We start from the raw sequence: 25,923 nt of genomic DNA on the forward strand, positions 1-25,923 counted from the left end.
GGGGTTCAGGCCGCCGCGCGCGCCTCGGCGATCACCAGCAGCCCGTCCATGATGAGCCCGTCGACCAGTTCGAAGGGGCTCACCATCGAGGGCGCCATCTTCCAGCCCGCGCCGCCCGTCATGTAGCAGGCGGGTTCGGCGCCGCAATGCGCCTTCACATGCTGGCGCATGCGCTCGACCGCGCCCGCGATCGCATAGGTGCCGCCGCTGGTGAGCGCGTCGCTGGTGTTGGTCGGGAACTCCCGCACGTCGCCGGTGGGCACGTGCAGCCCGGCGGTGCCCGACTCCAGCGCGCGCAGCATGATGCCGTGGCCCGGCAGGATCAGGCCGCCGAGGAAGCGGCCGTCGGCATCGATGGCCTCGACCGTCACGGCGGTGCCGATCATCACCACCACCATCGGCCGCGGCGCGCCCTGCGCCAGCATGCGGTGGCGCGCGCCGATCATCGCGACCCAGCGGTCGGCGCCCAGCCGCGTCGGGTGGTCGTAGCCGTTGACCATGCCGGCCTCGGCCGCGCTGGCCACCACCCAGCGCGCGGCGCAGTCGAAGCGCTCCGTGACCTGCTCCTCGGCGCGCCGGCGCACCGCGTCGCCGGCCACGGCGCAGCCCAGCATCGCCGTCGGCGACGCCATGTCGGCCCAGGGGCCCTCGGCCAGGCGCTCGATGTGGTCGAGAAACTCGGCGCCGCTGGCCAGCAGTTCCGCACCCGGGTGTCCAGCCGCATAGAGCGCCCACTTGAGGCGCGTGTTGCCGATGTCGATGGCGAGAAAGGTCATGGCGGGATTATTGCGACTTTGTCGTTCGGGTTTTACCAATGCTTGCACACGCGTCGGCGGCTGACACCGTGATCGCCTTTGGCGTGCTTAAAGTGGCAGTCCGATCCACCAACATACGAAGTGAGGACACCATGGGTTTGCTGAGTTTCATCAAGGAAGCGGGCGAGAAGCTGTTTGGCGGTTCGTCGGCGCACGCGGCCGAAGCGGGCACCGACCCGAATGCGGCGGCCGCCGCCGCGATCAAGACCTACATCGAGACGCAGAACCTCGGCCTGAGCAACCTCGCGGTGAGCTATGCCGCGGCCACGGGCGTGGTCACGCTGGCCGGCAATGCGCCCTCGCAGGAAGCCAGCGAGAAGGCCGGCCTCGCGGCGGGCAATGTCGCCAACGTGACCAGCGTCGACAACAACCTGGTCGCGCCGGCCGCGCCGCCCGCCCAGTACCACGACGTGGTGCGCGGCGACACGCTGTCGGCCATCTCCAAGAAGTACTACGGCGACGCCAACAAGTACAACGCGATCTTCGAGGCCAACAAGCCCATGCTGAGCAACCCGGACAAGATCTATCCGGGGCAGAAGCTGCGGATTCCGCCGTTGAACTGAGCTTCCTTTCGTCGCTCTTTTACGGGAGGCCCACGGCATGCCGTGGGCTTTCTTCTGAGTGCCGTCGGTTCGGCTGCGTCCTCTTGCGGATCGATTCAGGCGGCAGGCCTCACGCTTGCGCATTGAAAATCCAGGACTTGCCGAACGTCGCCTTATTGGCAACAATCGTCGCCTAATGAGCAACGAAACCTCCCTGATGGACCTGCTGTTTCCCGCAGCACGGCAACGTGTGCTGGCGGTGTTGCTGCTGCAGCCCCGCTCTGCCTTCCATCTGCGGGAGCTTGCGCGCCTGACCGACAGCCATGCGGGCACGCTGGGGCGGGAGGTGGACAAGCTGGCGCGCACCGGCCTGCTGCTGCGCAGCGAACAAGGCAACCAGGTGCGCTACAACGCCAACACGGGCCACCCCCTGTTCGAGGACCTGGCGGCCCTGTTTCGCAAGACGCATGGCGTGGTGCCTGCCGTGCGCGAAGCGCTGGCGCCGCTGGATGCACAGATCCGGCTGGCACTGGTGTTCGGCTCGGTGGCACGCGGCACGCCTTCGCCGGGCAGCGATGTGGACCTGCTGGTGCTGGGCGACGTCAATTTCATGACGCTGGCACAGGCGGTGTTTCCTCTGCACGCGGCGCTGGGCCGTGAGGTGAACACGGTGCTCTACGCACCAGAGGAATTCGCGCAACGCGTGCGCACTGGCGATGCCTTCGCGCGCGACATCCTGGCCAAGCCACAACTGTTTGTGAAGGGAGGCGCCGATGAGCTTGCAGGACTTGCTGGCGATCGGGCGGTTGCAGGCCCACCAGCCTGATGCGGCGGGCATCGCCAAACTGCTTCAGGCCGCGCGGCGGAACCTGGCCGACGCGCAAGTTGTACAGGTCAGCGCCGACAACCGCTTCGATGCAGCCTACAAATGCATCATGCAATGCGCGATGCTGGGTTTGTGGGCCAACGGCTACCGCACATCCACCAGCCAACCCGGCCACCACCAGACGGCCATCCAGAGCCTGGGCCTGACGATGGGTGTGGCGCAGCCGGAGATCATCGTGCTCGATGCGCTGCGTCGGCAACGCAACGTGAGCGACTACGAGGGCGACCCGGTGTCCACAGCCACGCTGCAGGCCTGCATCGGCCAGGCCGCGCAATTGCTGGCCGTTGCCGAAACCTGGCTCCGTGCCCATCGCCCCGATCTCCTGACCCCGCCCTGAGCCGTTGGAATGGACTCCGCCGTGGCTTCAAGGCCTTCGGCCTCGCGGCGGTCGCGCGTCAGTTCTGCTTCCAGGGCAGCCCGTGCCTGCGCCAGCCGCCGGTCTGCCCGCGGTGCCCGTTCTCGTCCGGGTTGCCCTCGAAGCCCTCGAGGATGTTGTAGGCCTCGAGGCCCAGCTCGGTGGCGCGCTTCGCGGCCGCGATGGAGCGCACGCCGCTGCGGCACAGCAGCACCAGCTTCCGGCCGCCCTCGCCCGCGGCGCGCACGCCCTCGTCGAACGCGGGGTTGAGCGCCATGCCCGGCCATTGCTTCCAGGCCAGCGGCACGGCGCCGGGCACGTAGCCCACCCACTCGCGCTCGGCGTCTGTGCGCACGTCGACCAGCACCGCCTCGCCGCTCGCCATCCATTGCGCGGCCTGCGCGGGCGTCACGTCGCCGGCATAGCCCTTGTCATTCACGGGTTCGGTCATCTCTTTTCGTCCTTTGGATCCAGTCACCTGGCTGTGATTTTCACTGGCGCGCCAAAACCCTGCCGGCCGCGCTTGCGCAACCCTCAACGCCGCTCCACATAGGGCCGCGCCTGCAGCAGCACGATGCGGTCGCCGACCGTCGCCCACTCGATGTCCTGGTCCACACCGTCGAAGCGGCGCTTGACCGCCGCGCCCACCGTCGCCAGCCGCACGACGAGCTCGTCGGTCAGCACCGCGCGCCCCTCCTCCACCGGCACCTCCTTCACGCCACCGTCCTTGTCGAGCTGCAGCGAGGTGGCTTCGGCCGAACGGCTCAGCACCTGGATCGCCTTCGACCAGCTCGAGTACATCACCTGCTCCGCCACGCGCCGGCCTTCGACCACGCGGATGCCGATGCCGCGCTTGGCCGAGATGTAGGTGGTGTGCGCATGGCCGGCGTCGAAGGGGTCGCGGGTGATCATCACGCCGGCGTTCGTGGCGTCGATAGCGGCCTGTACGAACACCCCCATCAGCACCGACTGGGCACCGAAGCCCGCGGCGCCGCGCGCCTCCCAGGCCTCGGGGTTGAACACCGAGGCCCAGACCGTCTTCACCGCGCGTTCGAGCGCATCGCCGCTCCGGACGTTGGGCACGGTGGTGTAGAGCCCCGCGCCACTGAAGCCGGGCAGGTCTTCTGAATTGGACGAGCTGCGCACGAACACACCGCCGCCGCCCAGTTGCGCCTGCCAGGCGGCGCGCCACGAGGCCGCGGTGGCGGCGTCGACGGGCCACTGCACGATCTCTTCGCGCAGTTGCGCCAGCGCCTGCTGGCGGATCGTCGGGTCGCTCGCGAAACCGGGCTGCTGCTGCATGCGCGCGATGCGCTCGGCCAGGCCGTGGGTGCGCATGAAGCGGTCGTAGTGCCCGAAGGGAATGCAGAAGCCGTCGGGCACCGAGGTGCCGGGAATGCGCGCGGCCTGCAGGGCGCCGAGGTTCGCGGCCTTGGTGCCGCATTGCGCGCTGTTTCGCGCACGCAACGACGCCAGCGGCAGCAGGCGGTCTTCACGCAGGTCGGGCCGGGTGGCCTGGGCCGCGCCGGGCGTGGCGCCGGTGGACGCGGTGCGCACGGCGCGCGGCGGCAGCGCCACGATTTCTTCGGCCGTGAGGCGCCGCACCTGGTAGCCCGAGGCCGCGACCTTCAGCGCCACCCACTGGCTCGCATGCTCCTTCAACACGGCCGCCGCGTCGCGCACGTAGGCATTCGGGATGCCCCAGCCCTTGGCCAGCAGGTTGACGTGCGACAGCGCGGTCGAGGGCCGCTCGGTCAGCACGCCGGCCACGGGCGGCAGGCCGAGCGGCACCTCGCGCAGCACCGCGATGTCGTCGGGCCGCAGCGCGCCCAGGCCCGCAGCGCCATCCACGATGCGCACGCGGCCGGTCGCGGTGCCGAGGTTCAGTGGCAGGAAGGGCTGCGCGCGGATCAGCGCCGCCTGGCTCACGAAGTCGACACCGGCCTCCTGCGCGACCCGGTCGTGCAGCGTGGAATTGGTCTTGAATTTCACCGGCGCGAAGAAGCTGGCCTTCACCTGCGCATCGGCCTGCCGCAGCAGCGCCGCGGTGAGCCGGTCGCCTTCCCAGAACTCGTAGGTGAAGCTGCCGATGTTCTGCTGCCAGCTCAAGGTGCCGAACAGGAAGCGCCGGTCGGGCACGAGGTAGTTGCGGTCGATCTCGCGCTTGCCCGCGCGCGGCGAAAGCCCGGTGTCGCGCACGAAGCGCACATGCAGCTGGTAGCGCGGCGTGTCGAGGTAATGGGTGCGCACCGGCCTGGCCTGCCGGTCGACGACGAACAGCACATGGGCCAGCTGCATCGGCGTGCCGGCGTCGTAGACCCGGGCCAGCGCGTCGAAATCGGCCCGCTGTCGCAGGGCCGGCAGCGACCCCGGCACCCCGGCGCGCGGCGTGCCCTGGGCGGCCGGCCCCTCGGCTTGCGGCGGGTTCTGCTGCTGGTAGTAGGACGGCTTGCGCGCGAGCTGCGCCGCGGCCGGCGCGACGGCCATCGCGCACAGCGCCAGCGCCGACAGCCACACGCGTGCCTGGCCCGCCGCGCATCTCCTTGCGTTGTTCCTCATGTGGATCCCTCGTTGCGACGCGGATTCTCGCTCGCGCCGGCGCCAAGTCCCGACCGCGGCACTGTCTTCGGCCCGCCGCTACAGTGGCCGCAAGGAGCTCTTTCTCATGCGCACATTCGACTTCGATCTCTTCGTCATCGGCGGCGGCAGCGGGGGCGTGCGCGCCGCCCGCATGGCCGCGCAGTCCGGTGCCCGCGTCGGCCTGGCCGAAGCCGCCGAGCTGGGCGGCACCTGCGTCAACGTGGGTTGCATTCCCAAGAAGCTCTACAGCTACGCGGCCGGCTATGCCGAGGCCTTTGAGGAGAGCGCGGGCTACGGCTGGACACTGCCCGAGGCGCCGCGTTTCGACTGGGCCCACCTGAAGACGCAACGCGCCAAGGAGATCGGCCGGCTCAACGGCGTCTATGCCTCGCTGCTGAAGAATTCGGGCGTCACGCTGGTCACCGGCTGGGCCCAGTTCATCGACGCCCACACGGTGGAGATCGACGGCCGGCGCCACACCGCCAAGCACCTGCTGGTGGCCACGGGCGGCACGCCCTTCGTGCCCGACTTCCCCGGGCGCGAACACGCCGTGAGCTCCGACGCGATGTTCGACCTCGACCCCTTCCCGAAGCGCCTGCTGGTGGTGGGCGGCGGCTACATCGCCTCCGAGTTCGCCTCGATCTTCAACGGCCTGGGCGCCCAGGTCACGCAGCTGCACCGCCGCGCCCACCTGCTCACCGGCTTCGACGACGACGTGCGCCAGTTCGTCGCCCATGAGATGGGCAAGGCCGGCGTCGACATCCGGCTCAACAGCGAGGTCGCATCGATCACGCGCGGTGCGCAGGGCCTGACCGCCACGCTCACGCGCGGCCAGCAGATCGAGGCCGACGCGGTGCTGTTCGCCACCGGCCGCGTGCCCAACACACAGGGCCTGGGCCTCGAGGCCGCGGGCGTGAAGCTCGACGACAAGGGTGCCATCGCGGTCGATGCGCACTACCGCAGCTCGGTGCCGTCGATCTACGCGGTGGGCGACGTGTCGACCCGCGTGCAGCTCACGCCGGTGGCACTGGCCGAGGCGATGGTGGTGGTCGACGAACTCTTCGGCAAGGGCCAGCGCCGGCTCGACTACGAGTTCATTCCCACGGCCGTGTTCACGCACCCGAACATCGGCACCTGCGGCTACAGCGAAATCGATGCGCGCGCGAAGTTCGGCGAGGTGACGGTGTTCTCCAGCGAGTTCAAGTCGCTGCGCCACACGCTGTCGGGCAGCACGGAACGCACCTTCATGAAGCTGGTGGTCGACAAGAAGAGCGACCGCGTGGTCGGGCTGCACATGGTGGGCGCCGACGCGGGCGAGATCGTGCAGGGCTTCGCGGTGGCGATGCGCGCGGGCGCGACCAAGGCGCTGTTCGACAGCACGGTGGGCATCCATCCGACCGCCGCTGAAGAGTTCGTGACGATGCGCGAACCCATGCCAGGCTAGGCCTGCTTCTTTCCTTCCAGCAGCTTCACCAGCACGAACAGCACCCGGTTCGCGGGCGTGGGCACGCCCAGCGCCTCGCCGCGCCGCACGACCAGGCCGTTGAGGTGGTCGATCTCGCTGAGCTTGCCGCGCGCCAGGTCCTGCGCGGTCGATGAGTACTGCGAGGGCATGGTCTGCGCGATGGCGCGCACGGCGGCGGCGGTGTCGCCCGGCACCGCGATGCCTTCGGCCTTGGCCACCGCCAGGCATTCGGCCACCACGTCGCGCAGCACCTCGGTCACGCCCGCGCCCTGCGCCAGCAGGCCATAGGGCAGTTGCGTGATGGCCGACAGCGCGTTGTAGGCGCAGTTGAGGATCAGCTTGGCCCACAGCGCGCCGCGCACGTTGTCGGAAATCTGCGTGGGCACGCCCGCGGCGATCAGTTGCCCTGCCACTTCGGCGCTGCGGCGCGCAGGCGCGATCACCAGCTCGCCGCGCCCGTGGTGCTTCACATGGCCCGGCCCGGCCATCTCGGTCGCCACGTAGACCACGGCCGCGGCCACCTCGTGCGACGGCAGCACCGCGCGCACGCGTTCGTCGTTGTCCACGCCGTTCTGCAGCGTGAGCACCAGCGCGTCGGGCGCGAGGTGCGGTGCGATCTGCGCCGCAGCCGCTTCGCTGTCGGTGGACTTGACGCAGAACAGCACCAGGTCGGCGCCCTGCACCGCGTTCGCGTCGGTGCTCGCCTCGAGCTTCACCTGTTCGTCGAAGGCATGGGTCTGCAGCCGCAGCCCGCGGGCGCGGACGGCCTCCACATGCGAAGGCCGGCCGATCAGCACCACCGCGTGGCCCGCGCGCGCCAGCATGGCGCCGTAGTAGCAACCGACCGCGCCGGCGCCCATGACTGCAACTCTCATCGATTCGTCTCCTTGGATGTGGAAAGGATCATGCCTCGGCTTCGACGCCGCGCGAGGCCACGCCCTCTTCGAGCAGCCATGCGCGAAACGCCGCGAAGGCCGGCAGGTCGAGCCGGTCGGGCCGGTAGCAGAGGTAGTGGCCCTGGTTGACGCTCACCGGCGTGCCGCAGGGGCTCAGCAGCGCGCCCTCGGCCAGCTCTTCCTGCACCAGCAGCTTGGGCACCAGGCCGATGCCCAGCCCGTTGAGCGCGGCCTGGATCAGCGCCGAGTACTGCGCGAAGCGCGGGCCGGCCACGGTCTGCACCTCGGGCACGCCGTGCTGCGCAGCCCATTGCCGCCAGGCCGTGGGCGCGCCCTCGTGGTGCAGCAGCGTGTGGCCCAGGATGTCGGCCGGCTGCGCGATGCGGTGCCGGCCCTCGACCAGCGCGCGCGCCACGATCAGCACGAACTCGCGCCCCGCGATGTACTCCGACACCACGCCCGGCCAGCCGTCGGGGCCGTAGCGGATGGCGGCGTCCACGCCGGCCGGGATGCCGTCGCTGGGCTCCAAATGGCGGCTGAAGCTCAGCATCACATGGCGGCTCTTCTGGCTGAAGGCGGGCAGGCGTGGGATGAGCCACTTGGTGAGGAAGGTGGGCACGCTCGCCAGCGTGAGCAGGCCGGCGCCGGCATCGCCCGAGCGCGCCTCGAAGGTCGCGGTCTCGATGGCGCGCAGCCCGCCCGAGATCTTCTGCCAGTACACGCGGCCCTGCGGCGTGAGCTGCACGCCGCGGCCGTTCTTCTGCAGCAGCGCGCGGCCCAGGAAGGCCTCGAGCCCGGCGATCTGCTTGCTGACCGCGCTCACCGTGATGCACAGCGCGCCCGCAGCCAGCGTGATGCTCTCGTGGCGCGCCACGGCGTCGAAGGCCAGCAGCTCCTGGATGGTGGGACAGTCGCGCTTCATCCATGGCCCCGCTGTGTGAAAGCCGCGTGAAAAACACTTTCCAACTGCTCAAACGTCGTCATCCAACTTTCACCCATGGCTTGGCATGCGCTTCCTAGAATTCGGAGCATCGCTGCGGCATGCACCGCGCAGACAGTAGCGCATCCGGAAAGTATGCCGGGTGTCCATGACATTGGAGACAACCCTTGGTTCGCGGCATCTCGCTCCTCTACGGCCTGTACCTGCTGCTGCCCATCGTGCTGCTGATGATCGGCAGCCTGGGCGGCAACTGGACCAACACGCTGCTGCCCACGGGCATCACGGGGCAGTGGTATGTCGACCTCTGGCAGGACACCTCCTTCCGCAAGGCCTTCGTGAGCAGCCTGGTGGTGGCGCTGTCGGCCTGCGCCATCAACACCGTGCTGGCCTTGCCGCTGGCCTATGCGCTGTACCACGGCGCGCGCCGCGGCGGCAGCCTGGCGGCGCGCATCGTGAGCGCCACGCCGGTGGCGGTGCCGCCCATCACCATGGCCTTCGGCTACATGATCGTATTCAACACCGACCTCGCGCCCTGGCTGGGCTCGATGCCACTGCTGATCGCGGCGCACGCCATCCTCACGCTGCCCTACCTCACGAACACGCTGCTGGCCGACCTGCGCCACCTCGACCTGGGCCGGCTCGAACAGGCGGCCGCCACGCTGGGCGCCTCGGGCTGGCAGCAGTTCACCGGCATCGTGCTGCCCAGCCTGCGCCAGAGCCTGGTCAGCGGACTGGTGATGGTGGCCGCCCTCTCGGTGGGCGAATTCGGCGTGTCGAACCTGCTCACCAGCTTCCAGAACCGCACCTACCCGGTGGTGCTGCTGCAGGCCTTCTACGGCGCCACGGGCTTCGCCTGTGCGGCCACGGTGATCCTCCTGGTGCTGGCGAGCGCGTCGGCCCTCCTGTCTTCCTCCCTGGTGAAGCGACGCGCATGAGCCTCCTCCTCGACAAGGTCAGCTACAACTACCCCGGCAGCACGCACGGCCTGCACGAGCTGTCGCTGGACGTGCGCACCGGCGAACTGGTCGCGGTGATCGGGCCCAGCGGCTCGGGCAAGTCGACCCTGCTCAAGCTGGTGGCGGGGCTGGAGACCGGCCACACGGGCCGCATCGTGCTGGGCGGCGAGGACATGTCGCGCACGCCGGTGCACCAGCGCCACATCGGCATGGTGTTCCAGAGTTACGCGCTGTTCCCGCACCTGAGCGTGCGCGACAACGTGGCCTACGGGCTCCAGCTGCGCAAGGTGGGCACGGCCGAGCGCCACCGGCGCGCGCAGGAACTGCTCGACATCGTGGGCCTGGGCGCGTACGCGCAGCGCGCGGTGGCGCAGCTCTCCGGCGGGCAGCAGCAGCGCGTGGCGCTGGCGCGCGCCCTGGCCATCGACCCGCGCGCCCTGCTGCTCGACGAGCCGCTGTCGGCGCTCGACGCGAGCGTGCGCGGCCACCTGCGCGACCAGATCCGTTCTATCCAGCAGCGCTTCGACGCCACCACGCTGCTGGTCACGCACGACCAGGAGGAAGCGCTGGTGATGGCCGACCGCGTGGCCATGCTCAAGGACGGCCGGCTGCTGCAGATCGCCACGCCGCGCGAGATCTACGAGCACCCCGCGAGCCGCGCGGTGGCCGAGTTCGTCGGGCTCTCGACGATCCTGCCGGCCAGGGTCAGCGGCACCGATCGCATCGATCTGGGCTTCGCCGAGCTCGCCGCGCCCACGGGCACGCGGGCCGCCGGGGCCGCGGTGCATGTGCTGGTGCGCCCCGAGCACATCGCGCCCGACCCGGCGCCCGATGCGGTGAACCGCCTCGCGGGCCGCACCGGCGCGCAACGCTACCTGGGCGCGCTCACGCGCTACGACTTCGAGGTGGCGGGGGCGCCCAAGCCCTTCCTCGCCGAATCGCCCCTGCCGGCCGCGCAGGCCATCGCGATCGCGCCCGAACACCTCCGATTGCTCGACCACTGATCTTTTCCTCCAAGGAGCCACCATGCAACGCAGACATCTGATCCAGGCCGCCGGCGCACTGCCGCTGGCCAGCCTCGCGGCCCGCACCGCCTTCGCCTTCGACGGCCCCGAGCTCTACGCGGGCGAGAAGGCGCTCTACGCCGAGGCGCAGAAGGAAGGCCTGTGCGTGTCCTTCGACACCGGCCCCGAATGGGCCAACTGGAAGGCGCTGTTCGCGGCCTTCAAGAAGCGCTACCCCGAGATCGAGCTGACCTACAACGACATCGGCTCGGCCGCCACCGTGGTCTCGCTCGAGAAGACCAGGCGCCGCCCGCAGGCCGACACCGCCTACTACTTCGCGGCCTCGGCCGTCGAAGCGGCGAAGAAGGACCTGGTCGCGCCCTTCAAGCCCGTCGACTTCGACAAGCTGCCGCCGGTGTTCCGCGAGCCCGAGGGCCGCTGGTTCACCATCCACACGCTCAACATCGCCTTCCTGGTCAACAGGAAGCTGGTGAAGAACGTGCCGACCGGCTGGGCCGACCTGCTCAAGCCCGAGTTCAAGAGCACGGTGGTCTACCTCGACCCGCGCTCCACCGGCATCGGCCAGGTGCTGACCTTCGCCGCGGCCTACGCCAACGGCGGCGGCGTTGACAACGTGCAGCCCGGTACCGACTACCTGGGCAAGCTGCATGCGGCCGGCAACGTGCTGCGCGTGGAGGGCACCACGCCCTACGCCAAGTTCCTGAAAGGCGAGATCCCGGTGTGGATCAGCTACGAGAACGACGGCCTCAAGGCCAAGCACGTCGACGGCATGGGCGACGCGGTGGAAGTCGTGATCCCGAAGGAAGCCAGCGTGGCCGCGCCGTACGCCATCAGCCTGGTGAAGAACGGCCCGAACCCGAACGCGGGCAAGCTGTGGCTCCACTTCATCATGAGCGAGGCCGGCCAGTCGCTGTTCGCGCAGGGCTTCGTGCGGCCCGCCGTGCCGGGCACGCCGCTCTCGGCCGACGTGGCCGCCAAGATGCCGCCCGCGCCGCAGATCCGGCCGCTCGACGTGGTGAAGGCCTCGGAGCGCAAGGCCGAGGTCGACAAGCTCTGGGCGCAGGCCGCGCTGGGGAAGTAGGCCGGCATGCGACGCTTTGGCGCCTGGCCCGCCTGGGCCTTCATGGCGCTGTTCTTCGCGGTGCCGCTGGCGGCGCTGCTGCCCGAGGCCTTCGGCGAGGGCGGCAGCGCCTTCGGGCGGCTGTTCGGCAACCCGCTGTTCTTCGGCGCGCTGCGCAACACGCTGGGCCTGGGCCTGGCGGCGGGCGCGATCTCGGCGCTGGTGGGCACCGGCATCGCGATCGAACTCGCGCGCCAGCCCGAGGGCCGGCGCCAATGGATGATGACCCTGCTGGGCCTGCCGCTGGCCTTCTCGGGCCTGGTGATCGCCTACGGCTTCATCCTGGCCTTCGGGCGTGCGGGTTTCGTGACGCAGCTGCTCGCGGGCCTGGGTGCCGACCCGGCCGTGATCGGCAGCTGGATCTACAGCGTCTCGGGCCTGGGGCTCGCCTATGCCTACTACCTGATCCCGCGCGTGGCGCTGTCGCTGTACCCGGTGTTCGCCAACCTCGACCTGCGCCCGGCGCAGGCGGCGCGCACGCTGGGTGCGTCGAAGGCGCGTGCCTTCCGGGACACGGTGCTGCCCGAGGTGCTGCCCTCGGTGCTGTCCAACGCCTGCATGGTGGCCGCGATCGCGATGGGCACCTACGGCACGGCGCTGGCGCTGGTGGGCACCCAGCTCAACATCCTGCCGCTGATGCTGCTGGCGCAGGTGGGCGACGGCGGGTCCGATTTCGCGGTGGCGGCGGCCCTGTCGCTGGTGCTGATGGTGGTGTGTGTGATCGTGATGGGAGTGGGCGATGTCTTTACGCGAAGGCGCGAGCGTGGTGCTGTCGGCGCCGGTCATTGAGGCGCTGGCGCGCCTGGCAGCGCGGCAGCGGGGGCCGGCGCGCCACCGCCAGCCGGTGGCGATCATCGGCCCCGGCGACGGCGGGCCGGCCGAGTGCGAGGCCGCCCATGCGGTGGCGCATGCGCTGGCCGGCGCGGGCATGGCGGTGGTCTGCGGCGGGCGTGGCGGCGTGATGGCCGCGGCCTCGCGCGGAGCCATCGAGGCCGGCGGCATCGCGGTCGGCATCCTGCCCGAGGACGACGACCGCAACGCCAACGAATGGCTCAGCGTGGCCATTCCCACCGGCATGGGCGAGATGCGCAACGGCATCATCGCGCGCAGCGGCGTGTGCCTGGTCGCCATCGGCGGCAACATGGGCACGCTGTCGGAGATGGCGATGGGCCTCAAGTGGGGCAAGCCGGTCTTCGTGATGCACGGCGACGTCGCGCTGCCGGGCGCGGTGCAGGCCCGCGGCGTGGACGACATGCTGGCCCAGGTGCTGGACTGCCTGCTGGACTGAGGTTCCGCGCGTGCGCGCGGGCGCGCCGGTCACCGCGGCATTGCACAATGCCGTCATGCCCTACATGCCTCCTTTCGTCGCCCCCGCCCGCTTCACCGACGCCGCCGCGGCGCTGGCGCAAGTGCAGCTGATCTACCAACAGGCGCTGTCCCATCTGCGCGACTCGATGCTGCGCTTCGTGGCCGGCGAGACGCTGCCCGGCCGGGTGCGCGCCTGCTACCCCTTCGTGCGCGTCCACACCCACACGGTGTCGCGCCAGAGCCCGCCGACCACGGCCGGCCTGAGCTACGGCTTCGTGGCCGGCCCCGGCCGCTACGAGACCACGCTGACCCGGCCCGACCTGTTCCACCACTACTACCTCGAGCAGTTCCGGCTGCTGCTGGAGAACCACGGCGTCGAGCTCGAGGTCGGCACCGCCACGCAGCCGATCCCGATCCATTTCTCCTTCGCCGAGAACGACCACATCGAAGGCACCATGACCGCCGAGCGGCGCGCGCTGATGCGCGACGTGTTCGACCTGCCCGACCTGGCCGCGATGGACGACGGCATCGCCAACGGCACCTACGAAGCCAAGCCCGGCGAGCCGGAGCCGCTGGCGCTGTTCACCGGCGCGCGCGTCGACTACTCGCTGCACCGGCTGCGCCACTACACCGGCACCGCGCCCGAGTGGTTCCAGAACTTCGTGCTGTTCACCAACTACCAGTTCTACATCGACGAGTTCGTGGCGCTCGGGCACGAGGAGATGGCCAAGCCCGACAGCCCCTACGTCGCCTTCATCGAGCCGGGCAACGTGACCCACTACCGCGTCGGCTACGACGGCCCCGAGGGCGGCATGGCGCCGCCGCGGCTGCCGCAGATGCCGGCCTACCACCTGGTGCGCGAGGACCGCACCGGCATCACGATGGTCAACATCGGCGTCGGCCCGTCCAACGCCAAGACCATCACCGACCACATCGCGGTGCTGCGCCCGCACGCCTGGATGATGCTGGGCCACTGCGCGGGCCTGCGCAACAGCCAGCAGCTGGGCGACTACGTGCTGGCCCACGCCTATGTGCGCGAGGACCATGTGCTCGACGAGGAGCTGCCGCTGTGGGTGCCGATCCCGGCGCTGGCCGAGATCCAGCTGGCGCTGGAAAAGGCCGTGGCCGACGTCACGCAGCTCGACGGCCCGGCGCTCAAGACCATCATGCGCACCGGCACCGTGGCCAGCACCGACAACCGCAACTGGGAGCTGCTGCCCCAGAACGAGCCGCAGCGCCGCTTCAGCCAGAGCCGCGCGGTGGCGCTGGACATGGAGAGCGCGACCATCGCCGCCAACGGCTTCCGCTTCCGCGTGCCCTACGGCACCCTGCTGTGCGTGAGCGACAAGCCGCTGCACGGCGAGATCAAGCTGCCGGGCATGGCCAACCACTTCTACCGCGAGCGCGTGGAGCAGCACCTGCGCATCGGCATGAAGGCCATCGAGATCCTGCGCGCCGAAGGCTCGAGCCGGCTGCACAGCCGCAAGCTGCGCAGCTTCGCCGAGGTCGCGTTCCAGTAGGCCGCCCGGCGCAGCCCACGCGGGCGACAGGCCCGCGCCGTCGAGGCGGCCGCCGCGCGGATGTGTCTTTTGACATGGCCGGGCGCGGTATCGTCCTCGAAAATTAGAACGGTGACGTGCACCGCATCAAGCCTATCATGGCCCCGAAAGTACTGCCGCGCAGCGATGTCAGGACCCTCCGAACATTCCTCCCAGGCCAGCCCCCCAGTGCCCACCGACATCCTCGACGCCCTGCGAGCGGCCACCGGCCCCCTTCATTCCGAAGTCGATCGATGCCTGCCGCTGGCGCGCCCCTCACCCAGCCTGGCGGACTACCGCGCGCACCTGCGGCTGCTCGATGCCTGGATGCACCGGCTTGCCGCCTTCGAGCCCGCGCCGCCGCCCCTTGACGCGCACCGGCTGCAGCTCGCGGACGACCTGCGCCTGTGCGACGCGCTGCTGCCCGCCGAGCCCTCGCCGCACGCGACCGACGCGGCCCCCGGGCGCCTGCAGCGCGACGCCGCCTTCCTCTGGGGCATCGCCTACGTGCTCGAGGGTTCGCGCCTGGGCGGCCGGGTGCTCTACCGCCAGCTGGCCGAGCGCCTGGCGCCCCATCCGCTGAACTACCTGCAGGGCGCGGGCGAGCAGACCGGCGCGCGCTGGAAGGCCTTCATCGCCGAGCTGCGGGCCCAGTCCTTCGCACCGGATGCGGTGCGCGGCGCCTGCGACGGGGCGGTGCATGCCTTCGAGCTGCTGCTGCAATGCCACCGGCGCACGGAGACCACGGCATGAGCACGGCGGACCTGCCCATCAACCTGGACAACTGCGCGCGCGAGCCGATCCACATCCCGGGCCTGATCCAGTCGCACGGCGCGCTGTTCGCCTTCTCCGCCGCCAGGGCCGCGGTCTACGTCAGCGCCAATGCCGCCGCGCTGCTCGGGCCGACGGCGCCGGCGGCCGGCGAGATCCTGTCGCCGCATCACTTCGCGGCCGATGCCGACGTGCACGCGGCCCTGGACGAGCTGCTGGCCCTGCCCGACGACGGCCTGCCGACCAGTTCCGAGGTGCGCGTCAACGGCCAGGTGTTCGACCTCGTGGTGCACGGCGCGGCCGGCGTGGTGATCGCCGAATTCGAACTGCGCCCCGCCACCGCTGATGTGATGGCCGACTTCGCGCTCAAGGCGCACCGGGCCATGGAGCGCATCAAGCGCCAGAACTCTGTCGCCGGCCTGATGGCGTTCGCCGTGCGCGCGGTGCGGCAGCTCACCGGCTTCGACCGCGTGATGGGCTACCGCTTCCGCCACGACGACAGCGGCGACGTGGTGGCCGAGGACCGCATCGAGACGCTCGAACCCTTCCTCGGGCGGCGCTACCCGGCCAGCGACATCCCGGCCCAGGCGCGGCGGCTCTACGTGGTCAACACGCTGCGGCTGATCGCCGACGTGCATGCGGCGCCGGTGCCGGTGCAGCCGGCGCCCGGCGTGACGGACGCGCTGGACATGAGCCACTGCGTGCTGCGCAGCGTGTCGCCGATCCACATCGAGTACCTGCAGAACATGGGCGTGGGCGCCTCGATGAGCATCTCGATCGTGGTCAACGGCCAGCTCTGGGGCATGCTGGCCTGCCACCACATGGCGCCGCTGCAGGTGCCCTACTCGGTGCGCATGGCCTGCGACGTGCTCGCACAGATCCTGGCGGCCAACGTGCAGAGCCTGATGGCGCGCGACCACGCGCGCCGCAGCGCCGAGGCCGCCGACCTGCGCACGCGCCTGATCGAGGCCGCGCTGCATTCCGACGACACCGCCACGGCCCTGGCCGCGATGGGGCCGGACCTGGCCGCCGCCTTCCAGGCGCACGCGGTGGTGATCGCCGAAGCCTCGAAGCTGCACATCGAGGGCGAGGTGCCGCACGACGTCGCCGTGCAGCTGATCCAGTGGCTGGACGCGGCGCAGGCGCCGGTCGGCCAGATGCTGGCGACCCCGTCGCTGCGGCAGCTCGCGCCCGCGCTGGCCGACGCGGCCGGCGTCTGGTGCGGCATGCTGGCGCTGTCCTTCGATCCCGACGCCCACGGCTGGCTGGTGCTGCTGCGCAAGGAGCAGCTCGAGACCATCCAGTGGGGCGGCCACCCCGAGAAGACCTACCGGATCGGCCCGCTCGGCCCGCGCCTGACGCCGCGCGGTTCCTTCGACGTCTGGCGCGAAACGGTGCGCGACACCTCGGTGCCCTGGGACGCCGACGACACCGCCTTCGGCCGCCGCCTGCTCGACGAACTGCTGCGCGCACGCTCGGCGCACGTGGCCGAGGTGGCGCGCGGGCGCTCCGAGCTGATGGCCATGCTGGGCCACGACCTGCGCGACCCACTGCATTCGATCGCCATGGCCGCCCGCCTGCTGGGCAAGGAAGCCGAGGCCGAGGGCCGCAGCGTGACCAGCACCGGCGGGCGCATGGGCCAGCGCATCCAGGCCTCGAGCACGCGCATGGCGCGCATGATCTCGCAGGTGCTCGACATGTCGCGCCTGCAGACCGGCGGCGGCCTGGACATCCACCGCACCGAGGTCGACCTCACCGGCCTGCTCGACGATCTGCTCGACGAGATGCGCACCGCCCACCCGGGCGTGCAGCTGATCCGGGAAGCGCCGCCCCGGCTGCTCGCGCAGGTCGACGGCGACCGCATGGCGCAGGTCTTCAGCAACCTGATCAGCAATGCCCGCCAGCATGGCGCGCCAGGCGAATCGATCATCGTGCAGCTGAGCCACCAGGCGGGCCAGGCCACGCTCGACGTGAGCAACGTGAGCCCACCGATCGCGCCGGAGTTGGCGTCGCAGCTGTTCAATGCCTTCAAGCGGCGCGAACAGCCCAACCCGCGCAACCGCAACGGCCTGGGGCTGGGGCTCTACATCGCGCAGGCGGTCGTGCGCGCCCACGGCGGCCACATCGGCTACGCTCATGCCGAGCCCTTCGTCGTGTTCAGCGTGCGTTTTCCGCTGGCCCCGGCCTGAGCCCTCCCTTCTTCTTCCGCCTCTCGACGATGAACAGCAGCATCCCAGGCAGCCGCCTGGTCTATTCCACCGACACGGGCCGCGTGTGCCCCGATTGCGCCAAGCCGATGACGGCCTGCGTCTGCAAGACCCTGCGCAAGGCCGTGCCGGCCGGCGACGGCATCGTGCGCGTCTCGCACGAGACCAAGGGCCGCAAGGGCAAGGGCGTGACGCTGATACGCGGCGTGCCGCTCGACGCCGAAGGCCTGGCCGCGCTGGGCAAGCAGCTCAAGGCCAACTGCGGCTCGGGCGGCACGGTCAAGGACGGCGTGATCGAGATCCAGGGCGACCACCGCGAGACCGTGATCGCCGCGCTGCAGAAGAAGGGCATGACGGTCAAGCGCGCGGGCGGTTGATGCTAATATTGATGCAATTTCGCATCAATCGAGGCACACATGCGCACCACCGTCACCCTCGACGACACGCTCTACCAGCAGGCGCTGGAGCTGGCCGACCCCGGCATGGACAAGGCCGACCTCTTCCGCGAAGCCGTGCAGACCTTCGTCCGCGTCCAGGCGGCCAAGCGACTGAGCGCATTGGGCGGCAAGGCCCCTTCGATGCCGGACATCCCGCGCCGCCGCGAAGCGCCGGCCGCGCGATGAGCGTGGTGCTGGTCGACACCTCCGTCTGGGTGGACCACTTCCGGCACGGCAACGACGCGCTTGCTTCGCTGTTGTCGCAGGACCGGGTGCTGACCCATCCGATGGTCGTGCTGGAACTGGCCTGCGGCACGCCGCCGGCGCCGCGCCAGCGCACGCTGCGCGACATCGGCCTGCTGCGGGCCGCTTCGCAGGCCACGCCGTCGGAGGTCATGGACTTCGTCGAACGAGAGAAGCTCTACGGCCTCGGCTGCGGCCTGGTCGACCTGAGCCTTCTGGCGTCGACGCTGGTCACGCCCGGCAGCAGCCTCTGGACGCTGGACCGGCGATTGCACGAACTGGCGGCGCGCTTCGACGTGGCGCACGCCACCCCGGGACCCGTGGCCCGATGAACCCCGAAGACCTGCAACGCCTCGTGACCCTGGAGATGCCCTTCGGCAAGCACAAGGGCTTGCTGATCGCCGACCTGCCCGGCAACTACCTCACCTGGTTCGCGCGCGAAGGCTTTCCCAAGGGCGAGATCGGCCGGCTGCTGCAGCTGATGCACGAGATCGACCACAACGGGCTCAAGCCGCTGCTCGATCCGCTGCGCACCCGGCCGCGCGCTCAGCGGTAGGCGTCGGCGTAGCGCGCCACCGTCAGGCCATCGAGGTCGATGTCGGGCGTGCGGCCCGAGATCACGTCGGCCAGCGCCCGGCCGGTGCCGACCGCCATGGTCCAGCCCAGCGTGCCGTGGCCGGTGGCCAGGAACAGGTTGGGCCAGCGCGTGGCGCCGACGATGGGCGTGCCGTCGGGCGTCATGGGGCGCAGCCCGCACCAGAACTCGGCGCGCGACACGTCGCCGCCCTGCGGGAACAGGTCGGTCACCACGTGTTCCAGCGTCTGGCGGCGCGCCTCGTGCAGCTTCAGCGTGTAGCCCGCCAGCTCGGCCGTGCCGCCCACGCGGATGCGCTCGCCCAGGCGCGTCACCGCCACCTTGTGCGTCTCGTCCATCACGGTCGACTCGGGCGCGCCGGCCGCGTCGGTGATCGGCACGGTGATCGAATAGCCCTTGACCGGGTAGACCGGGATGCGCAGGCCCAGGTCTTTCAGCAGCAGCGGCGAATGGCTGCCCAGCGCGACCAGGTAGGCGTCGGCGGCGAGCGTGCCGGCGGCGGTCTGCACGCCGGTGATGGCGCCACCCGACGCTTCGATCCGGCGGATCTGCGTGCCGTAGCGGAACTGCACGCCGAGCCCGGCCGCCAGCGCCGCCAGCCGCTGCGTGAACTGGAAGCAGTCGCCGGTCTCGTCGCCCGGCAGCAGCAGGCCGCCGACGAACTTCTCGCGCACCGCGGCCAGCGCGGGTTCGTGGCGGATGCAGCCCTCGCGGTCGAGCAGTTCGAAGGGCACGCCGTCGCGCCGCAGCACCGCGATGTCGGCCGCGGTGCCGTCGAGCTGGGCCTGGGTGCGGAACAGCTGCAGCGTGCCCTGCATGCGCTGGTCGTACTCGATGCCGGTCTGCGCGCGCAGCTCGCGCAGGCAGTCGCGGCTGTACTCGGCCAGGCGCACCATGCGGCCCTTGTTGAGCGCGTAGCGCGCGGCGGTGCAGTTGCGCAGCATCGCGAAGCCCCAGCGCACCAGCGCCAGGTCGAGCTGCGGCCGGATCACCAGCGGGCGGTGGTGCATCAGCAGCCATTTCACGGCCTTGAGCGGCACGCCCGGCCCGGCCCAGGGCGAGGAATAGCCGGGCGAGACCTCGCCGGCATTGCCGTAGCTGGTCTCCATGCCCGCGGCCGGCTGCCGGTCCACCACCGTGACCTCGTGGCCGGCCAGCGCCAGCTGGTAGGCCGAACTCACGCCGATCACGCCGCTGCCCAGAACAAGAACCTTCATTCCCTGAACTCCCAGTTGCCATGCGCCCGGATGGACGCGCCAGTGTAAGAGCCCGGCCCGGCGCGGGACCCTGACGAATGCGCAGCGAAGATGCGATCATCAGGACCCAGGCCGGCCGCAGACCCCATCGGCCGACCTTCATGGAGACGCTTCACGATGATGGCTGTGATCTTCGAAGTCTGGCCCGCAGAAGGCCAGCGCGACACCTACCTGCAGATGGCCGCGGCCCTGCGCGAGGACCTGCTGAAGATGGACGGCTTCCTGTCCATCGACCGCTTCGAGAGCCTCTACGAACCCGGCAAGATGCTGAGCCTGAGCTTCTGGCGCGACGAGGCCTCGCTGGCCGCCTGGCGGGCGCTCGACGCCCACCGGCGCGCGCAGGCCGCGGGCCGCAGCCATGTGTTCGGCAACTACCGGCTGCGCATCGCCAGCGTGGTGCGCGACTACGGCATGGACGAACGCGACGAGGCACCGGCCGACAGCCGCAGCGTGCATGGCTGAGGCGACGCTGCCGCACGCGGCCCACCCGGGCGCGCCGCCCCTCTTCCAGGCCGAGCGGCTGCGCAAGCGCTACGGCGAGACCACCGTGGTCGACGACCTGTCCTTCGACATCGCGGCCGGCGAATGCCTGGGCGTGATCGGCCCCAACGGCGCGGGCAAGACCACCACGCTGCGCATGTGCCTGGGCCTGACCGCGCCCGACGGCGGCCAGATCACCTACCAGGGCGAGAACGGCCCGCTGCAGATGCCGCGCGACGCGCTAGCGATCAAGGCCCGGCTCGGCGTGGTGACGCAGTTCGACACCCTCGACCCCGACTTCAGCTGCGCCGAGAACCTGCTGGTCTATGGCCGCTACTTCGGCTTTCGGCGCGCGCAGATCGCACCGCGCATCCCGCAGCTGCTGGAATTCGCCGCGCTCTCGCACAAGGCCGCGGCCAAGCCCGGCGAACTCTCGGGCGGCATGCGCCGGCGGCTGTCGCTGGCGCGCGCGCTGGTCAACGACCCCCGGCTGCTGCTGCTCGACGAGCCCACCACCGGCCTCGACCCGCAGGCGCGCCACCTGATGTGGGAGCGGCTGCAGGTGCTGCTGCAGCAGGGCAAGTCGATCCTGCTGACCACCCATTTCATGGACGAGGCCGAGCGGCTGTGCTCGCGCCTGCTGGTGCTCGACCACGGCCGCAAGATCGCCGAGGGCCGGCCGCGCGACCTGATCGCCGAGCACCTCGAGCCCGACGTGGTCGAGGTCTACGGCAACGGCGCGCTCACGCTGGCCAAGGCACCCGAACTCCAGGCGCTGGCCGCGCGCATCGAGGTCAGCGGCGAGACGGTGTTCTTCTACACGCAGGACGCGCGTGCGCTGCTGAACGCGCTGACCCAGCACGGCGGGCTGCGCACCTTCCACCGGCCGGCCAACCTCGAGGACCTGTTCCTCAAGCTCACCGGCCGCCAGATCCGCGAGGATGGATAGCCATGTCCGCCACCCCCCTCCCCCTGAACGCAGCCCGCCCCTCCATCTGGCGCCCGCCCGCGCTGTCCATGCGCTGGTGGCCGGTGTTCCTGCGCAACCTGCTGGTGTGGCGCAAGCTCGCGATCCCCAGCCTGATCGGCAACATCGCCGAGCCGCTGATCTGGCTGGTGGCCTTCGGCTACGGCATGGGCGCGCTGGTCGGGCAGGTCGAGGTCGACGGCACCAGGGTGCCCTACATCCTGTTCCTCGCGAGCGGCTCGATCTGCATGAGCGCGATGAACGCGGCCTCCTTCGAGGCGCTGTACTCGGCCTTCTCGCGCATGCACGTGCAGAAGACCTGGGACGGCATCATGAACGCGCCGGTCGGGCTCGACGACGTGGTGCTGGCCGAGATGCTGTGGGCCGCCTTCAAGGCCATCTTCACCACCACCGCGATCCTGCTGGTGATGCTGGGCCTGGGCATCAGCCACAGCCCGAAGCTGCTGCTGGCCTGGTGCGTGCTCGCGGGCGCGGGCATCACCTTCTCGTCGATCGCGCTGATCTTCAACGCGCTGGCCAAGGGCTACGACTTCTTCACCTACTACTTCACGCTGTTCATGACGCCGATGATGTTCCTCTCGGGCGTGTTCTTCCCGCTGGAGCAGCTGCCCGGCTTCGTGCGCGCGATCGCGGCCTGGCTGCCGCTGACCAACGCGGTGGCGCTGGTGCGGCCGCTGTTCATGGACCAGTGGCCGGCCGATGCGCTGCGGCACGGCCTGGTGCTGGTGGTCTACGGGGTGGCGGCGTTCTGGCTGGCGCTCGCGCTCACGCGCAAGCGCTTCAAGGCTTAGGGCCTGTTCAGAACAGCGCCATGCCGCCGTTGATCTCCATCACCTCGCCGGTGATGAAGGACGAATCGTCCGAGCTCAGGAACAGCGCGGCCTTGGCCACGTCCTCCGGCTGGCCTTCGCGGCGCAGCGGCGTGCGCTCGACGCCGGCGGCGCGGCCCTGCGGCGTGTTGAACACGTCGTGGAAGCGCGTGGCGATCAGGCCGGGGGCGATCGCGTTGACGCGGATGCCATCGGGGCCGACCTCCTTGGCCAGCCCGCGCGCATAGGCCAGCAGCGCGCCCTTCGCGGCCCCGTAGTGCGTGGCGGCCGGGCCGCCGCCGTCGTGGCCGGCCAGCGAGGCCATGATCACGATGTTGCCGGTGCGCCGGGGCGTCATGTGCCGCAGCGCGGCGCGGCAGCAGAGGAAGGCGCTGGTGAGGTTCAGATCCATGGCCTGGCGCCAGAACGCGAGGGTGGTGTCGGCGCACTTCACGCGCTGCAGCAGGCCGCCGGCATTGGCGACCAGCACGTCGACGCGGCCGAAGCGCCCGATGGCGGCCTCGAAGGCGGCATCGACCTGCTGCTCGTCGGTCACGTCCGAGCGCAGGGCCAGCACCCGGTCGCCGAACTCCGCCGCCAGGGCCTTGGCCTCTTCCTCGCTGGACCAGTAGGTGAAGACCACGTTGTCGCCGCGCGCGGCGCAGGCGCGCACGATGGCGGCGCCGATGCCCGACGCGCCGCCGGTGACGAGGGTGGTGAGGGTTGCTTGCTGTGGAGTCATGCCTGTTGGTTCCTGGTGGGTTGGTGGCGCACGCCGACGGCGGCGGTGGATTCGCGAACGACCAGCTCGGGCACGAAGATCAGTTCGTGCGGCGCCTGGTCGGTGTCCTTCATGCGCTCCAGCACACGCTCGACCGCGGCGACCGCCATCTCGTGCATGGGTTGGCGCACGGTGCTGAGCCCGGGGCTCAGGTACTGGCCGAGGAACATGTCGTCGATGCCGATCACCGACACGTCCTCGGGCACCCGCCGCCCCGATTGCCGCAGGCCCGCGAGCAGGCCGATGGCCAGCATGTCGTTCATCGCCACGATGCCGGTGGCGAGCGTTCCCTTCTCGTGCAACGCCAGCGCGGCGGTCCGGCCGATCTCGGCCATCTCCATCTCGGACTGGCCGGGCGCCACCTCCTGGGTCTGCACCTCGAAACGCACGCCCGCGCGCTGGCAGGCCTCGCGCGCACCTTCGAGCCGCGCGATGCGGTTGACCGAGTGCAGCGGCGCCGAGACATAGGCGATCGCGCGGTGGCCCAGCGACATCAGGTGCTCGGCCGCCATCGCGCCGGCGCTGCGGTTGTCCAGGCTGACGTAGTCGATCGGCAGCTCGGCATGCTGGGCCGTGCGGTCGAAGCAGACCGCGGCCAGCCCGTTGCGGATCATCGGCCCCAGGTGTTCCTGGGCCTGCAGCGAGGAGCCGAGGATCACGCCCTGGATCCCCTGCGCCATGAAGGCCTGCGCGTACTCGCGTTCGCGGGTGGCGCTGCGCTGGGTATTGCACAGCAGCACGCCGTAGCCGCGCGCCAGCGCGGCGTCCTCCACCCAGCGCGCCAGGGCGCCGAAGAAGGGGTTGGCGATCGAGGGCACGAGCAGCCCGATCATCGGCATGTGGCCGGTCTTCAGCCGGCGCGCCGACTGGTTGGGCCGGAAGCCCAGCGTCTCGATGACCTGGCGGACGCGCGCCAGCGTCTCGGGCGTCATGCGGGCCTCGCGGCCGTTGAGCACGTTCGACACGGTGCTGATGGACACGCCCGCCTGACGGGCGACGTCCTCGATGGTGACGGTGGTGTTTTTCAAGAGAATCCGAAACGGGCGGGCAGCCAGAGGGTGAGGGAGGGCACGAAGGCGATGACGAGCAGCGCCACGAGCAGCACGGCCAGGTACTTTGCCATCGGCCGCGCGACGTCGACCATGCGCGTGCCGGTCACCGCGCAGGTGGCGAACAGGCCCAGCCCGAGCGGCGGCGCGAACAGGCCGAAGCCCATCGCGATCACCAGCACGATGCCGTAGTGCAGCGGGTGGATGCCCAGCTGCGTGGCGACCGGCGTGAGCAGCGGACCGAAGATGATCAGCGCCGGCGCGCCTTCGAGCACCGAGCCGAAGACGATCAGCAGCGCGATCGAGATCAGCATGAAGAGCCAGACGCCGTAGGTGTGGCCGGCCGCAACCATCGCCGCCGCCAGGTCCTGCGGGATCTGCTCGATGGTCAGCGCATAGGACACGCTGGAGGCCGCCGCGACGATGAAGAGGATCGAACCGGCCAGCGCGGCCGAGTCCACGAACAGCTTGTAGACGCTGCGCCAGCTGAGCTCGCGGAAGGCCAGGCCGCCGACCAGCAGCGCGTACACCACGGCGAAGGCCGACACTTCCGTCGAGGTGGCGATGCCCGAGGTCACGCCCTTGCCGATCATCAGGATCATCAGCAGCCCGACCATCGCGCCGCCGATGAGCGTCAGCAGGCGGCGGCGGTGGGGAAAGGCCTGCGCCGGGTCGGCCCGGGTGCCGACGATCACGGCCAGCACGGCCAGGGCCGCGGCGAGGAAGGCCGCCGGCACCAGCCCGGCGATGAACAGCCCGCCGATCGACACGTTGGCCACGAAGCCGAAGATGATCAGGTTGATGCACGGCGGGATGGTCTCGGCCATCACCGCGGTGGCGGCCAGCAGGCCGGCGGCCTCGTTCTCGTCCTGCTTGCAGCGCCGAACGGCGGGCATCATGATGCCGCCCACCGCCGCCACGTCGGCCAGCTTCGAGCCGGAGATGCCGGAGAAGAAGGCCACCGCGACGATCATGATCAGGTTGATGCCGCCGCGCAGGCGGCCCACGGCGCGCACCAGCAGTTCGATCAGCCGCGACGACATGCCGTTGACCTCCATCACCAGGCCGGCCAGCACGAAGAAGGGAATGGCCAGCAGCACGAAGTGCTCCGCGCCGGCCGCCACCTGCTGCGAATACACCACCATCGGCAGGCTGGGGTTGAGCGTGAAGTAGGTGGCCGAGCTGAAGGCCAGTGCGAAGGCGATCGGCACGCCGCCGACCAGGCACAGCACGAAGGACAGCAGCATCCACACGCCGGCGCCCGGCATGGCCGCGGGCGCGAACAGCTGCAGGCCGATCACCGCCAGCACGATCGCCGCCACCGCGATGCCCGGCCCGCGCACCGCGCCCTTCGGCGCCAGCAGCAGGTTGCGCAGCGCGAACACCAGGAACAGCAGCCCGCCGATCACGACCGGCGCGACCAGGATCACCTGCGGCAGGCCCAGCGGCGTGATCTGGCCGCGGCTGGACGCCATCAGCTGCAGGCCGGAGACGCTCATCACCCCGGCCACCAGCAGCACCACCCAGTTGCAGCACTGCACGGCGAAATCCCTGCCGCGCGCCGGCAGCAGGCCGCGGATGCTGTCGATGCCCATGTGCTGGCCCCGGGCCAGCCCGATGGAGGCGCCGAGGAACACCAGCAGCAGCAACAGGCCGCTGGCCACCTCCTCGGCCCAGTCGAAGGGGTCGTGCAGGAAGTAGCGCCACACGACCGAGCAGAACACCACGAGCACGTCGATGGCGAGCACCAGCGCCGCCACGGCCTCGATCGCCACGCGCAGGCGGGCGGAGGCGCGCTCGATGCGCTCGCGCCCGGACATCGCCGAGGGCGCCGTCGCGGAGAAAGCGGTGGAAGGGTTGGAAGTGGCCAGCGCCATGGCT

At 70.5% G+C, this 25,923-nt stretch carries 28 protein-coding genes; 19 read left to right on the top strand and 9 right to left on the bottom strand.

Translation table 11 applies throughout. The features are described from left to right. Positions 1-5: 5 nt before the first annotated feature. Positions 6-776, bottom strand: a complete 771-nt coding sequence (locus QTI20_RS23485; protein WP_286553911.1) for a type III pantothenate kinase — start codon at positions 774-776, stop codon at positions 6-8. 131 nt (positions 777-907) lie between these two features. Between QTI20_RS23485 and lysM the strand changes: the two genes are divergently transcribed. The 3 genes from lysM to QTI20_RS23500 all read left to right on the top strand — a co-directional run bounded on the left by lysM (position 908) and on the right by QTI20_RS23500 (position 2,580). Continuing rightward, a complete protein-coding gene (gene lysM / locus QTI20_RS23490) occupies positions 908-1,378 on the top strand; it encodes a peptidoglycan-binding protein LysM (RefSeq protein ID WP_286553909.1) in 471 nt (156 codons plus the stop codon). Between the two features lie 175 nt (positions 1,379-1,553). Beyond that, positions 1,554-2,183, top strand: coding sequence for a nucleotidyltransferase domain-containing protein (locus tag QTI20_RS23495; protein ID WP_286553908.1), 630 nt, complete (start codon positions 1,554-1,556; stop codon positions 2,181-2,183). Next, positions 2,131-2,580 (top strand): DNA-binding protein, encoded by a 450-nt coding sequence (locus QTI20_RS23500; RefSeq protein WP_286553906.1) that lies wholly within the window; start codon positions 2,131-2,133, stop codon positions 2,578-2,580. Before QTI20_RS23495 ends, QTI20_RS23500 begins: the two co-directional genes overlap by 53 nt. Before the next feature lie 58 nt (positions 2,581-2,638). Here QTI20_RS23500 and QTI20_RS23505 read toward each other — a convergent pair whose 3' ends face one another. Together QTI20_RS23505 and QTI20_RS23510 are read right to left on the bottom strand one after the other, a co-directional pair. Continuing rightward, positions 2,639-3,049 carry a rhodanese-like domain-containing protein gene (locus tag QTI20_RS23505; protein WP_183028060.1) on the bottom strand — a complete coding sequence of 137 codons (411 nt, stop codon included), beginning with the start codon at positions 3,047-3,049 and terminating at the stop codon, positions 2,639-2,641. 83 nt (positions 3,050-3,132) lie between these two features. Continuing rightward, entirely contained in the window at positions 3,133-5,157 is a 2,025-nt protein-coding gene (locus QTI20_RS23510; RefSeq protein ID WP_286553904.1) for a PEP/pyruvate-binding domain-containing protein, read from the bottom strand. 106 nt (positions 5,158-5,263) lie between these two features. Here QTI20_RS23510 and gorA point away from each other — a divergent pair, with 106 nt between their 5' ends. Beyond that, on the top strand, positions 5,264-6,622 hold the full coding sequence (gene gorA / locus QTI20_RS23515) for a glutathione-disulfide reductase (protein WP_286553902.1): 1,359 nt from the start codon (positions 5,264-5,266) through the stop codon (positions 6,620-6,622). On the opposite strand, the gene QTI20_RS23520 is transcribed toward gorA, so the two are convergent. Further along, positions 6,619-7,518, bottom strand: coding sequence for a ketopantoate reductase family protein (locus QTI20_RS23520; RefSeq protein WP_286553900.1), 900 nt, complete (start codon positions 7,516-7,518; stop codon positions 6,619-6,621). The genes gorA and QTI20_RS23520 overlap by 4 nt on opposite strands. A gap of 28 nt (positions 7,519-7,546) precedes the next feature. After that, positions 7,547-8,461 carry a LysR substrate-binding domain-containing protein gene (locus tag QTI20_RS23525; protein WP_286553899.1) on the bottom strand — a complete coding sequence of 305 codons (915 nt, stop codon included), beginning with the start codon at positions 8,459-8,461 and terminating at the stop codon, positions 7,547-7,549. 185 nt (positions 8,462-8,646) lie between these two features. On the opposite strand from QTI20_RS23525, the gene QTI20_RS23530 reads away from it, so the two are divergent. The 12 genes from QTI20_RS23530 (at position 8,647) to QTI20_RS23585 (ending at position 18,640) form a co-directional block, all read left to right on the top strand. Next, positions 8,647-9,414 carry an ABC transporter permease gene (locus QTI20_RS23530; protein WP_286553898.1) on the top strand — a complete coding sequence of 256 codons (768 nt, stop codon included), beginning with the start codon at positions 8,647-8,649 and terminating at the stop codon, positions 9,412-9,414. Then, the gene (locus QTI20_RS23535; protein ID WP_286553897.1) at positions 9,411-10,439 is read left to right on the top strand and encodes an ABC transporter ATP-binding protein; all 1,029 of its coding nucleotides are present in this window, start codon (positions 9,411-9,413) and stop codon (positions 10,437-10,439) included. Before QTI20_RS23530 ends, QTI20_RS23535 begins: the two co-directional genes overlap by 4 nt. A gap of 22 nt (positions 10,440-10,461) precedes the next feature. Then, entirely contained in the window at positions 10,462-11,541 is a 1,080-nt protein-coding gene (locus tag QTI20_RS23540; protein WP_286553895.1) for an extracellular solute-binding protein, read from the top strand. 6 nt (positions 11,542-11,547) lie between these two features. Beyond that, positions 11,548-12,369, top strand: a complete 822-nt coding sequence (locus tag QTI20_RS23545; protein WP_286553893.1) for an ABC transporter permease — start codon at positions 11,548-11,550, stop codon at positions 12,367-12,369. After that, complete coding sequence (locus tag QTI20_RS23550; protein ID WP_286553892.1) at positions 12,320-12,868, top strand: TIGR00725 family protein; 549 nt, start codon at positions 12,320-12,322, stop codon at positions 12,866-12,868. Before QTI20_RS23545 ends, QTI20_RS23550 begins: the two co-directional genes overlap by 50 nt. Before the next feature lie 55 nt (positions 12,869-12,923). Continuing rightward, positions 12,924-14,408, top strand: coding sequence for an AMP nucleosidase (locus QTI20_RS23555; RefSeq protein ID WP_286553890.1), 1,485 nt, complete (start codon positions 12,924-12,926; stop codon positions 14,406-14,408). 207 nt (positions 14,409-14,615) lie between these two features. Continuing rightward, entirely contained in the window at positions 14,616-15,179 is a 564-nt protein-coding gene (locus QTI20_RS23560) for a biliverdin-producing heme oxygenase (RefSeq protein ID WP_286553888.1), read from the top strand. After that, positions 15,176-17,386 carry an ATP-binding protein gene (locus QTI20_RS23565; protein WP_286553886.1) on the top strand — a complete coding sequence of 737 codons (2,211 nt, stop codon included), beginning with the start codon at positions 15,176-15,178 and terminating at the stop codon, positions 17,384-17,386. Before QTI20_RS23560 ends, QTI20_RS23565 begins: the two co-directional genes overlap by 4 nt. Positions 17,387-17,415: 29 nt before the next feature. After that, positions 17,416-17,781 (top strand): translation initiation factor Sui1, encoded by a 366-nt coding sequence (locus QTI20_RS23570; RefSeq protein WP_286553885.1) that lies wholly within the window; start codon positions 17,416-17,418, stop codon positions 17,779-17,781. A 39-nt stretch (positions 17,782-17,820) separates the two neighbouring features. After that, positions 17,821-18,027: a type II toxin-antitoxin system VapB family antitoxin gene (locus QTI20_RS23575; protein WP_286553883.1), complete on the top strand. Its 207-nt coding sequence runs from the start codon at positions 17,821-17,823 to the stop codon at positions 18,025-18,027. Continuing rightward, entirely contained in the window at positions 18,024-18,416 is a 393-nt protein-coding gene (locus QTI20_RS23580) for a type II toxin-antitoxin system VapC family toxin (RefSeq protein ID WP_286553881.1), read from the top strand. The genes QTI20_RS23575 and QTI20_RS23580 overlap by 4 nt, the downstream gene beginning before the upstream one ends. Beyond that, the gene (locus QTI20_RS23585) at positions 18,413-18,640 is read left to right on the top strand and encodes a DUF3820 family protein (protein WP_183028045.1); all 228 of its coding nucleotides are present in this window, start codon (positions 18,413-18,415) and stop codon (positions 18,638-18,640) included. Before QTI20_RS23580 ends, QTI20_RS23585 begins: the two co-directional genes overlap by 4 nt. Here the strand turns inward: QTI20_RS23585 and QTI20_RS23590 are convergent. Continuing rightward, positions 18,631-19,896: a D-amino acid dehydrogenase gene (locus tag QTI20_RS23590; protein WP_286553879.1), complete on the bottom strand. Its 1,266-nt coding sequence runs from the start codon at positions 19,894-19,896 to the stop codon at positions 18,631-18,633. The genes QTI20_RS23585 and QTI20_RS23590 overlap by 10 nt on opposite strands. A gap of 156 nt (positions 19,897-20,052) precedes the next feature. On the opposite strand from QTI20_RS23590, the gene QTI20_RS23595 reads away from it, so the two are divergent. From QTI20_RS23595 to QTI20_RS23605, 3 genes are read left to right on the top strand one after another with little or no spacing between them, the layout of a single operon-like run. Continuing rightward, positions 20,053-20,397, top strand: a complete 345-nt coding sequence (locus QTI20_RS23595; RefSeq protein WP_219210988.1) for an antibiotic biosynthesis monooxygenase family protein — start codon at positions 20,053-20,055, stop codon at positions 20,395-20,397. Beyond that, a complete protein-coding gene (locus QTI20_RS23600; protein WP_286553875.1) occupies positions 20,390-21,364 on the top strand; it encodes an ATP-binding cassette domain-containing protein in 975 nt (324 codons plus the stop codon). The genes QTI20_RS23595 and QTI20_RS23600 overlap by 8 nt, the downstream gene beginning before the upstream one ends. A 2-nt stretch (positions 21,365-21,366) precedes the next feature. Continuing rightward, entirely contained in the window at positions 21,367-22,194 is an 828-nt protein-coding gene (locus QTI20_RS23605) for an ABC transporter permease (protein ID WP_286553874.1), read from the top strand. A gap of 7 nt (positions 22,195-22,201) precedes the next feature. On the opposite strand, the gene QTI20_RS23610 is transcribed toward QTI20_RS23605, so the two are convergent. The 3 genes from QTI20_RS23610 to QTI20_RS23620 are packed head-to-tail and all read right to left on the bottom strand — an operon-like array spanning position 22,202 to position 25,919. Then, complete coding sequence (locus tag QTI20_RS23610) at positions 22,202-22,954, bottom strand: SDR family NAD(P)-dependent oxidoreductase (RefSeq protein ID WP_286553872.1); 753 nt, start codon at positions 22,952-22,954, stop codon at positions 22,202-22,204. Beyond that, a complete protein-coding gene (locus tag QTI20_RS23615) occupies positions 22,951-24,021 on the bottom strand; it encodes a LacI family DNA-binding transcriptional regulator (RefSeq protein WP_286574284.1) in 1,071 nt (356 codons plus the stop codon). The genes QTI20_RS23610 and QTI20_RS23615 overlap by 4 nt, the downstream gene beginning before the upstream one ends. Then, positions 24,018-25,919, bottom strand: a complete 1,902-nt coding sequence (locus tag QTI20_RS23620) for a TRAP transporter large permease (protein ID WP_503011432.1) — start codon at positions 25,917-25,919, stop codon at positions 24,018-24,020. Before QTI20_RS23620 ends, QTI20_RS23615 begins: the two co-directional genes overlap by 4 nt. Between the last annotated feature and the right edge of the window lie 4 nt (positions 25,920-25,923).

This window comes from Variovorax sp. J2P1-31, from assembly GCF_030317215.1.
Taxonomy (GTDB): Bacteria; Pseudomonadota; Gammaproteobacteria; order Burkholderiales; family Burkholderiaceae_C; genus Variovorax.

What these genes read in the sequence shown, in the direction of transcription:
- QTI20_RS23580 (WP_286553881.1), top strand. Translation starts at nt 18,024, where the DNA reads ATGAGCGTGGTGCTGGTCGACACCTCCGTCTGGGTGGACCACTTCCGG.
- QTI20_RS23575 (WP_286553883.1), top strand. Translation starts at nt 17,821, where the DNA reads ATGCGCACCACCGTCACCCTCGACGACACGCTCTACCAGCAGGCGCTG.
- QTI20_RS23610 (WP_286553872.1), bottom strand. Translation starts at nt 22,954, where the DNA reads ATGACTCCACAGCAAGCAACCCTCACCACCCTCGTCACCGGCGGCGCG.
- QTI20_RS23520 (WP_286553900.1), bottom strand. Translation starts at nt 7,518, where the DNA reads ATGAGAGTTGCAGTCATGGGCGCCGGCGCGGTCGGTTGCTACTACGGC.
- QTI20_RS23510 (WP_286553904.1), bottom strand. Translation starts at nt 5,157, where the DNA reads ATGAGGAACAACGCAAGGAGATGCGCGGCGGGCCAGGCACGCGTGTGG.
- QTI20_RS23585 (WP_183028045.1), top strand. Translation starts at nt 18,413, where the DNA reads ATGAACCCCGAAGACCTGCAACGCCTCGTGACCCTGGAGATGCCCTTC.
- QTI20_RS23570 (WP_286553885.1), top strand. Translation starts at nt 17,416, where the DNA reads ATGAACAGCAGCATCCCAGGCAGCCGCCTGGTCTATTCCACCGACACG.
- QTI20_RS23605 (WP_286553874.1), top strand. Translation starts at nt 21,367, where the DNA reads ATGTCCGCCACCCCCCTCCCCCTGAACGCAGCCCGCCCCTCCATCTGG.
- lysM (WP_286553909.1), top strand. Translation starts at nt 908, where the DNA reads ATGGGTTTGCTGAGTTTCATCAAGGAAGCGGGCGAGAAGCTGTTTGGC.
- QTI20_RS23495 (WP_286553908.1), top strand. Translation starts at nt 1,554, where the DNA reads ATGAGCAACGAAACCTCCCTGATGGACCTGCTGTTTCCCGCAGCACGG.
- QTI20_RS23505 (WP_183028060.1), bottom strand. Translation starts at nt 3,049, where the DNA reads ATGACCGAACCCGTGAATGACAAGGGCTATGCCGGCGACGTGACGCCC.
- QTI20_RS23550 (WP_286553892.1), top strand. Translation starts at nt 12,320, where the DNA reads ATGTCTTTACGCGAAGGCGCGAGCGTGGTGCTGTCGGCGCCGGTCATT.
- QTI20_RS23540 (WP_286553895.1), top strand. Translation starts at nt 10,462, where the DNA reads ATGCAACGCAGACATCTGATCCAGGCCGCCGGCGCACTGCCGCTGGCC.
- QTI20_RS23545 (WP_286553893.1), top strand. Translation starts at nt 11,548, where the DNA reads ATGCGACGCTTTGGCGCCTGGCCCGCCTGGGCCTTCATGGCGCTGTTC.
- gorA (WP_286553902.1), top strand. Translation starts at nt 5,264, where the DNA reads ATGCGCACATTCGACTTCGATCTCTTCGTCATCGGCGGCGGCAGCGGG.
- QTI20_RS23620 (WP_503011432.1), bottom strand. Translation starts at nt 25,919, where the DNA reads ATGGCGCTGGCCACTTCCAACCCTTCCACCGCTTTCTCCGCGACGGCG.
- QTI20_RS23600 (WP_286553875.1), top strand. Translation starts at nt 20,390, where the DNA reads ATGGCTGAGGCGACGCTGCCGCACGCGGCCCACCCGGGCGCGCCGCCC.
- QTI20_RS23595 (WP_219210988.1), top strand. Translation starts at nt 20,053, where the DNA reads ATGATGGCTGTGATCTTCGAAGTCTGGCCCGCAGAAGGCCAGCGCGAC.
- QTI20_RS23485 (WP_286553911.1), bottom strand. Translation starts at nt 776, where the DNA reads ATGACCTTTCTCGCCATCGACATCGGCAACACGCGCCTCAAGTGGGCG.
- QTI20_RS23535 (WP_286553897.1), top strand. Translation starts at nt 9,411, where the DNA reads ATGAGCCTCCTCCTCGACAAGGTCAGCTACAACTACCCCGGCAGCACG.
- QTI20_RS23525 (WP_286553899.1), bottom strand. Translation starts at nt 8,461, where the DNA reads ATGAAGCGCGACTGTCCCACCATCCAGGAGCTGCTGGCCTTCGACGCC.
- QTI20_RS23500 (WP_286553906.1), top strand. Translation starts at nt 2,131, where the DNA reads ATGAGCTTGCAGGACTTGCTGGCGATCGGGCGGTTGCAGGCCCACCAG.
- QTI20_RS23590 (WP_286553879.1), bottom strand. Translation starts at nt 19,896, where the DNA reads ATGAAGGTTCTTGTTCTGGGCAGCGGCGTGATCGGCGTGAGTTCGGCC.
- QTI20_RS23565 (WP_286553886.1), top strand. Translation starts at nt 15,176, where the DNA reads ATGAGCACGGCGGACCTGCCCATCAACCTGGACAACTGCGCGCGCGAG.
- QTI20_RS23555 (WP_286553890.1), top strand. Translation starts at nt 12,924, where the DNA reads ATGCCCTACATGCCTCCTTTCGTCGCCCCCGCCCGCTTCACCGACGCC.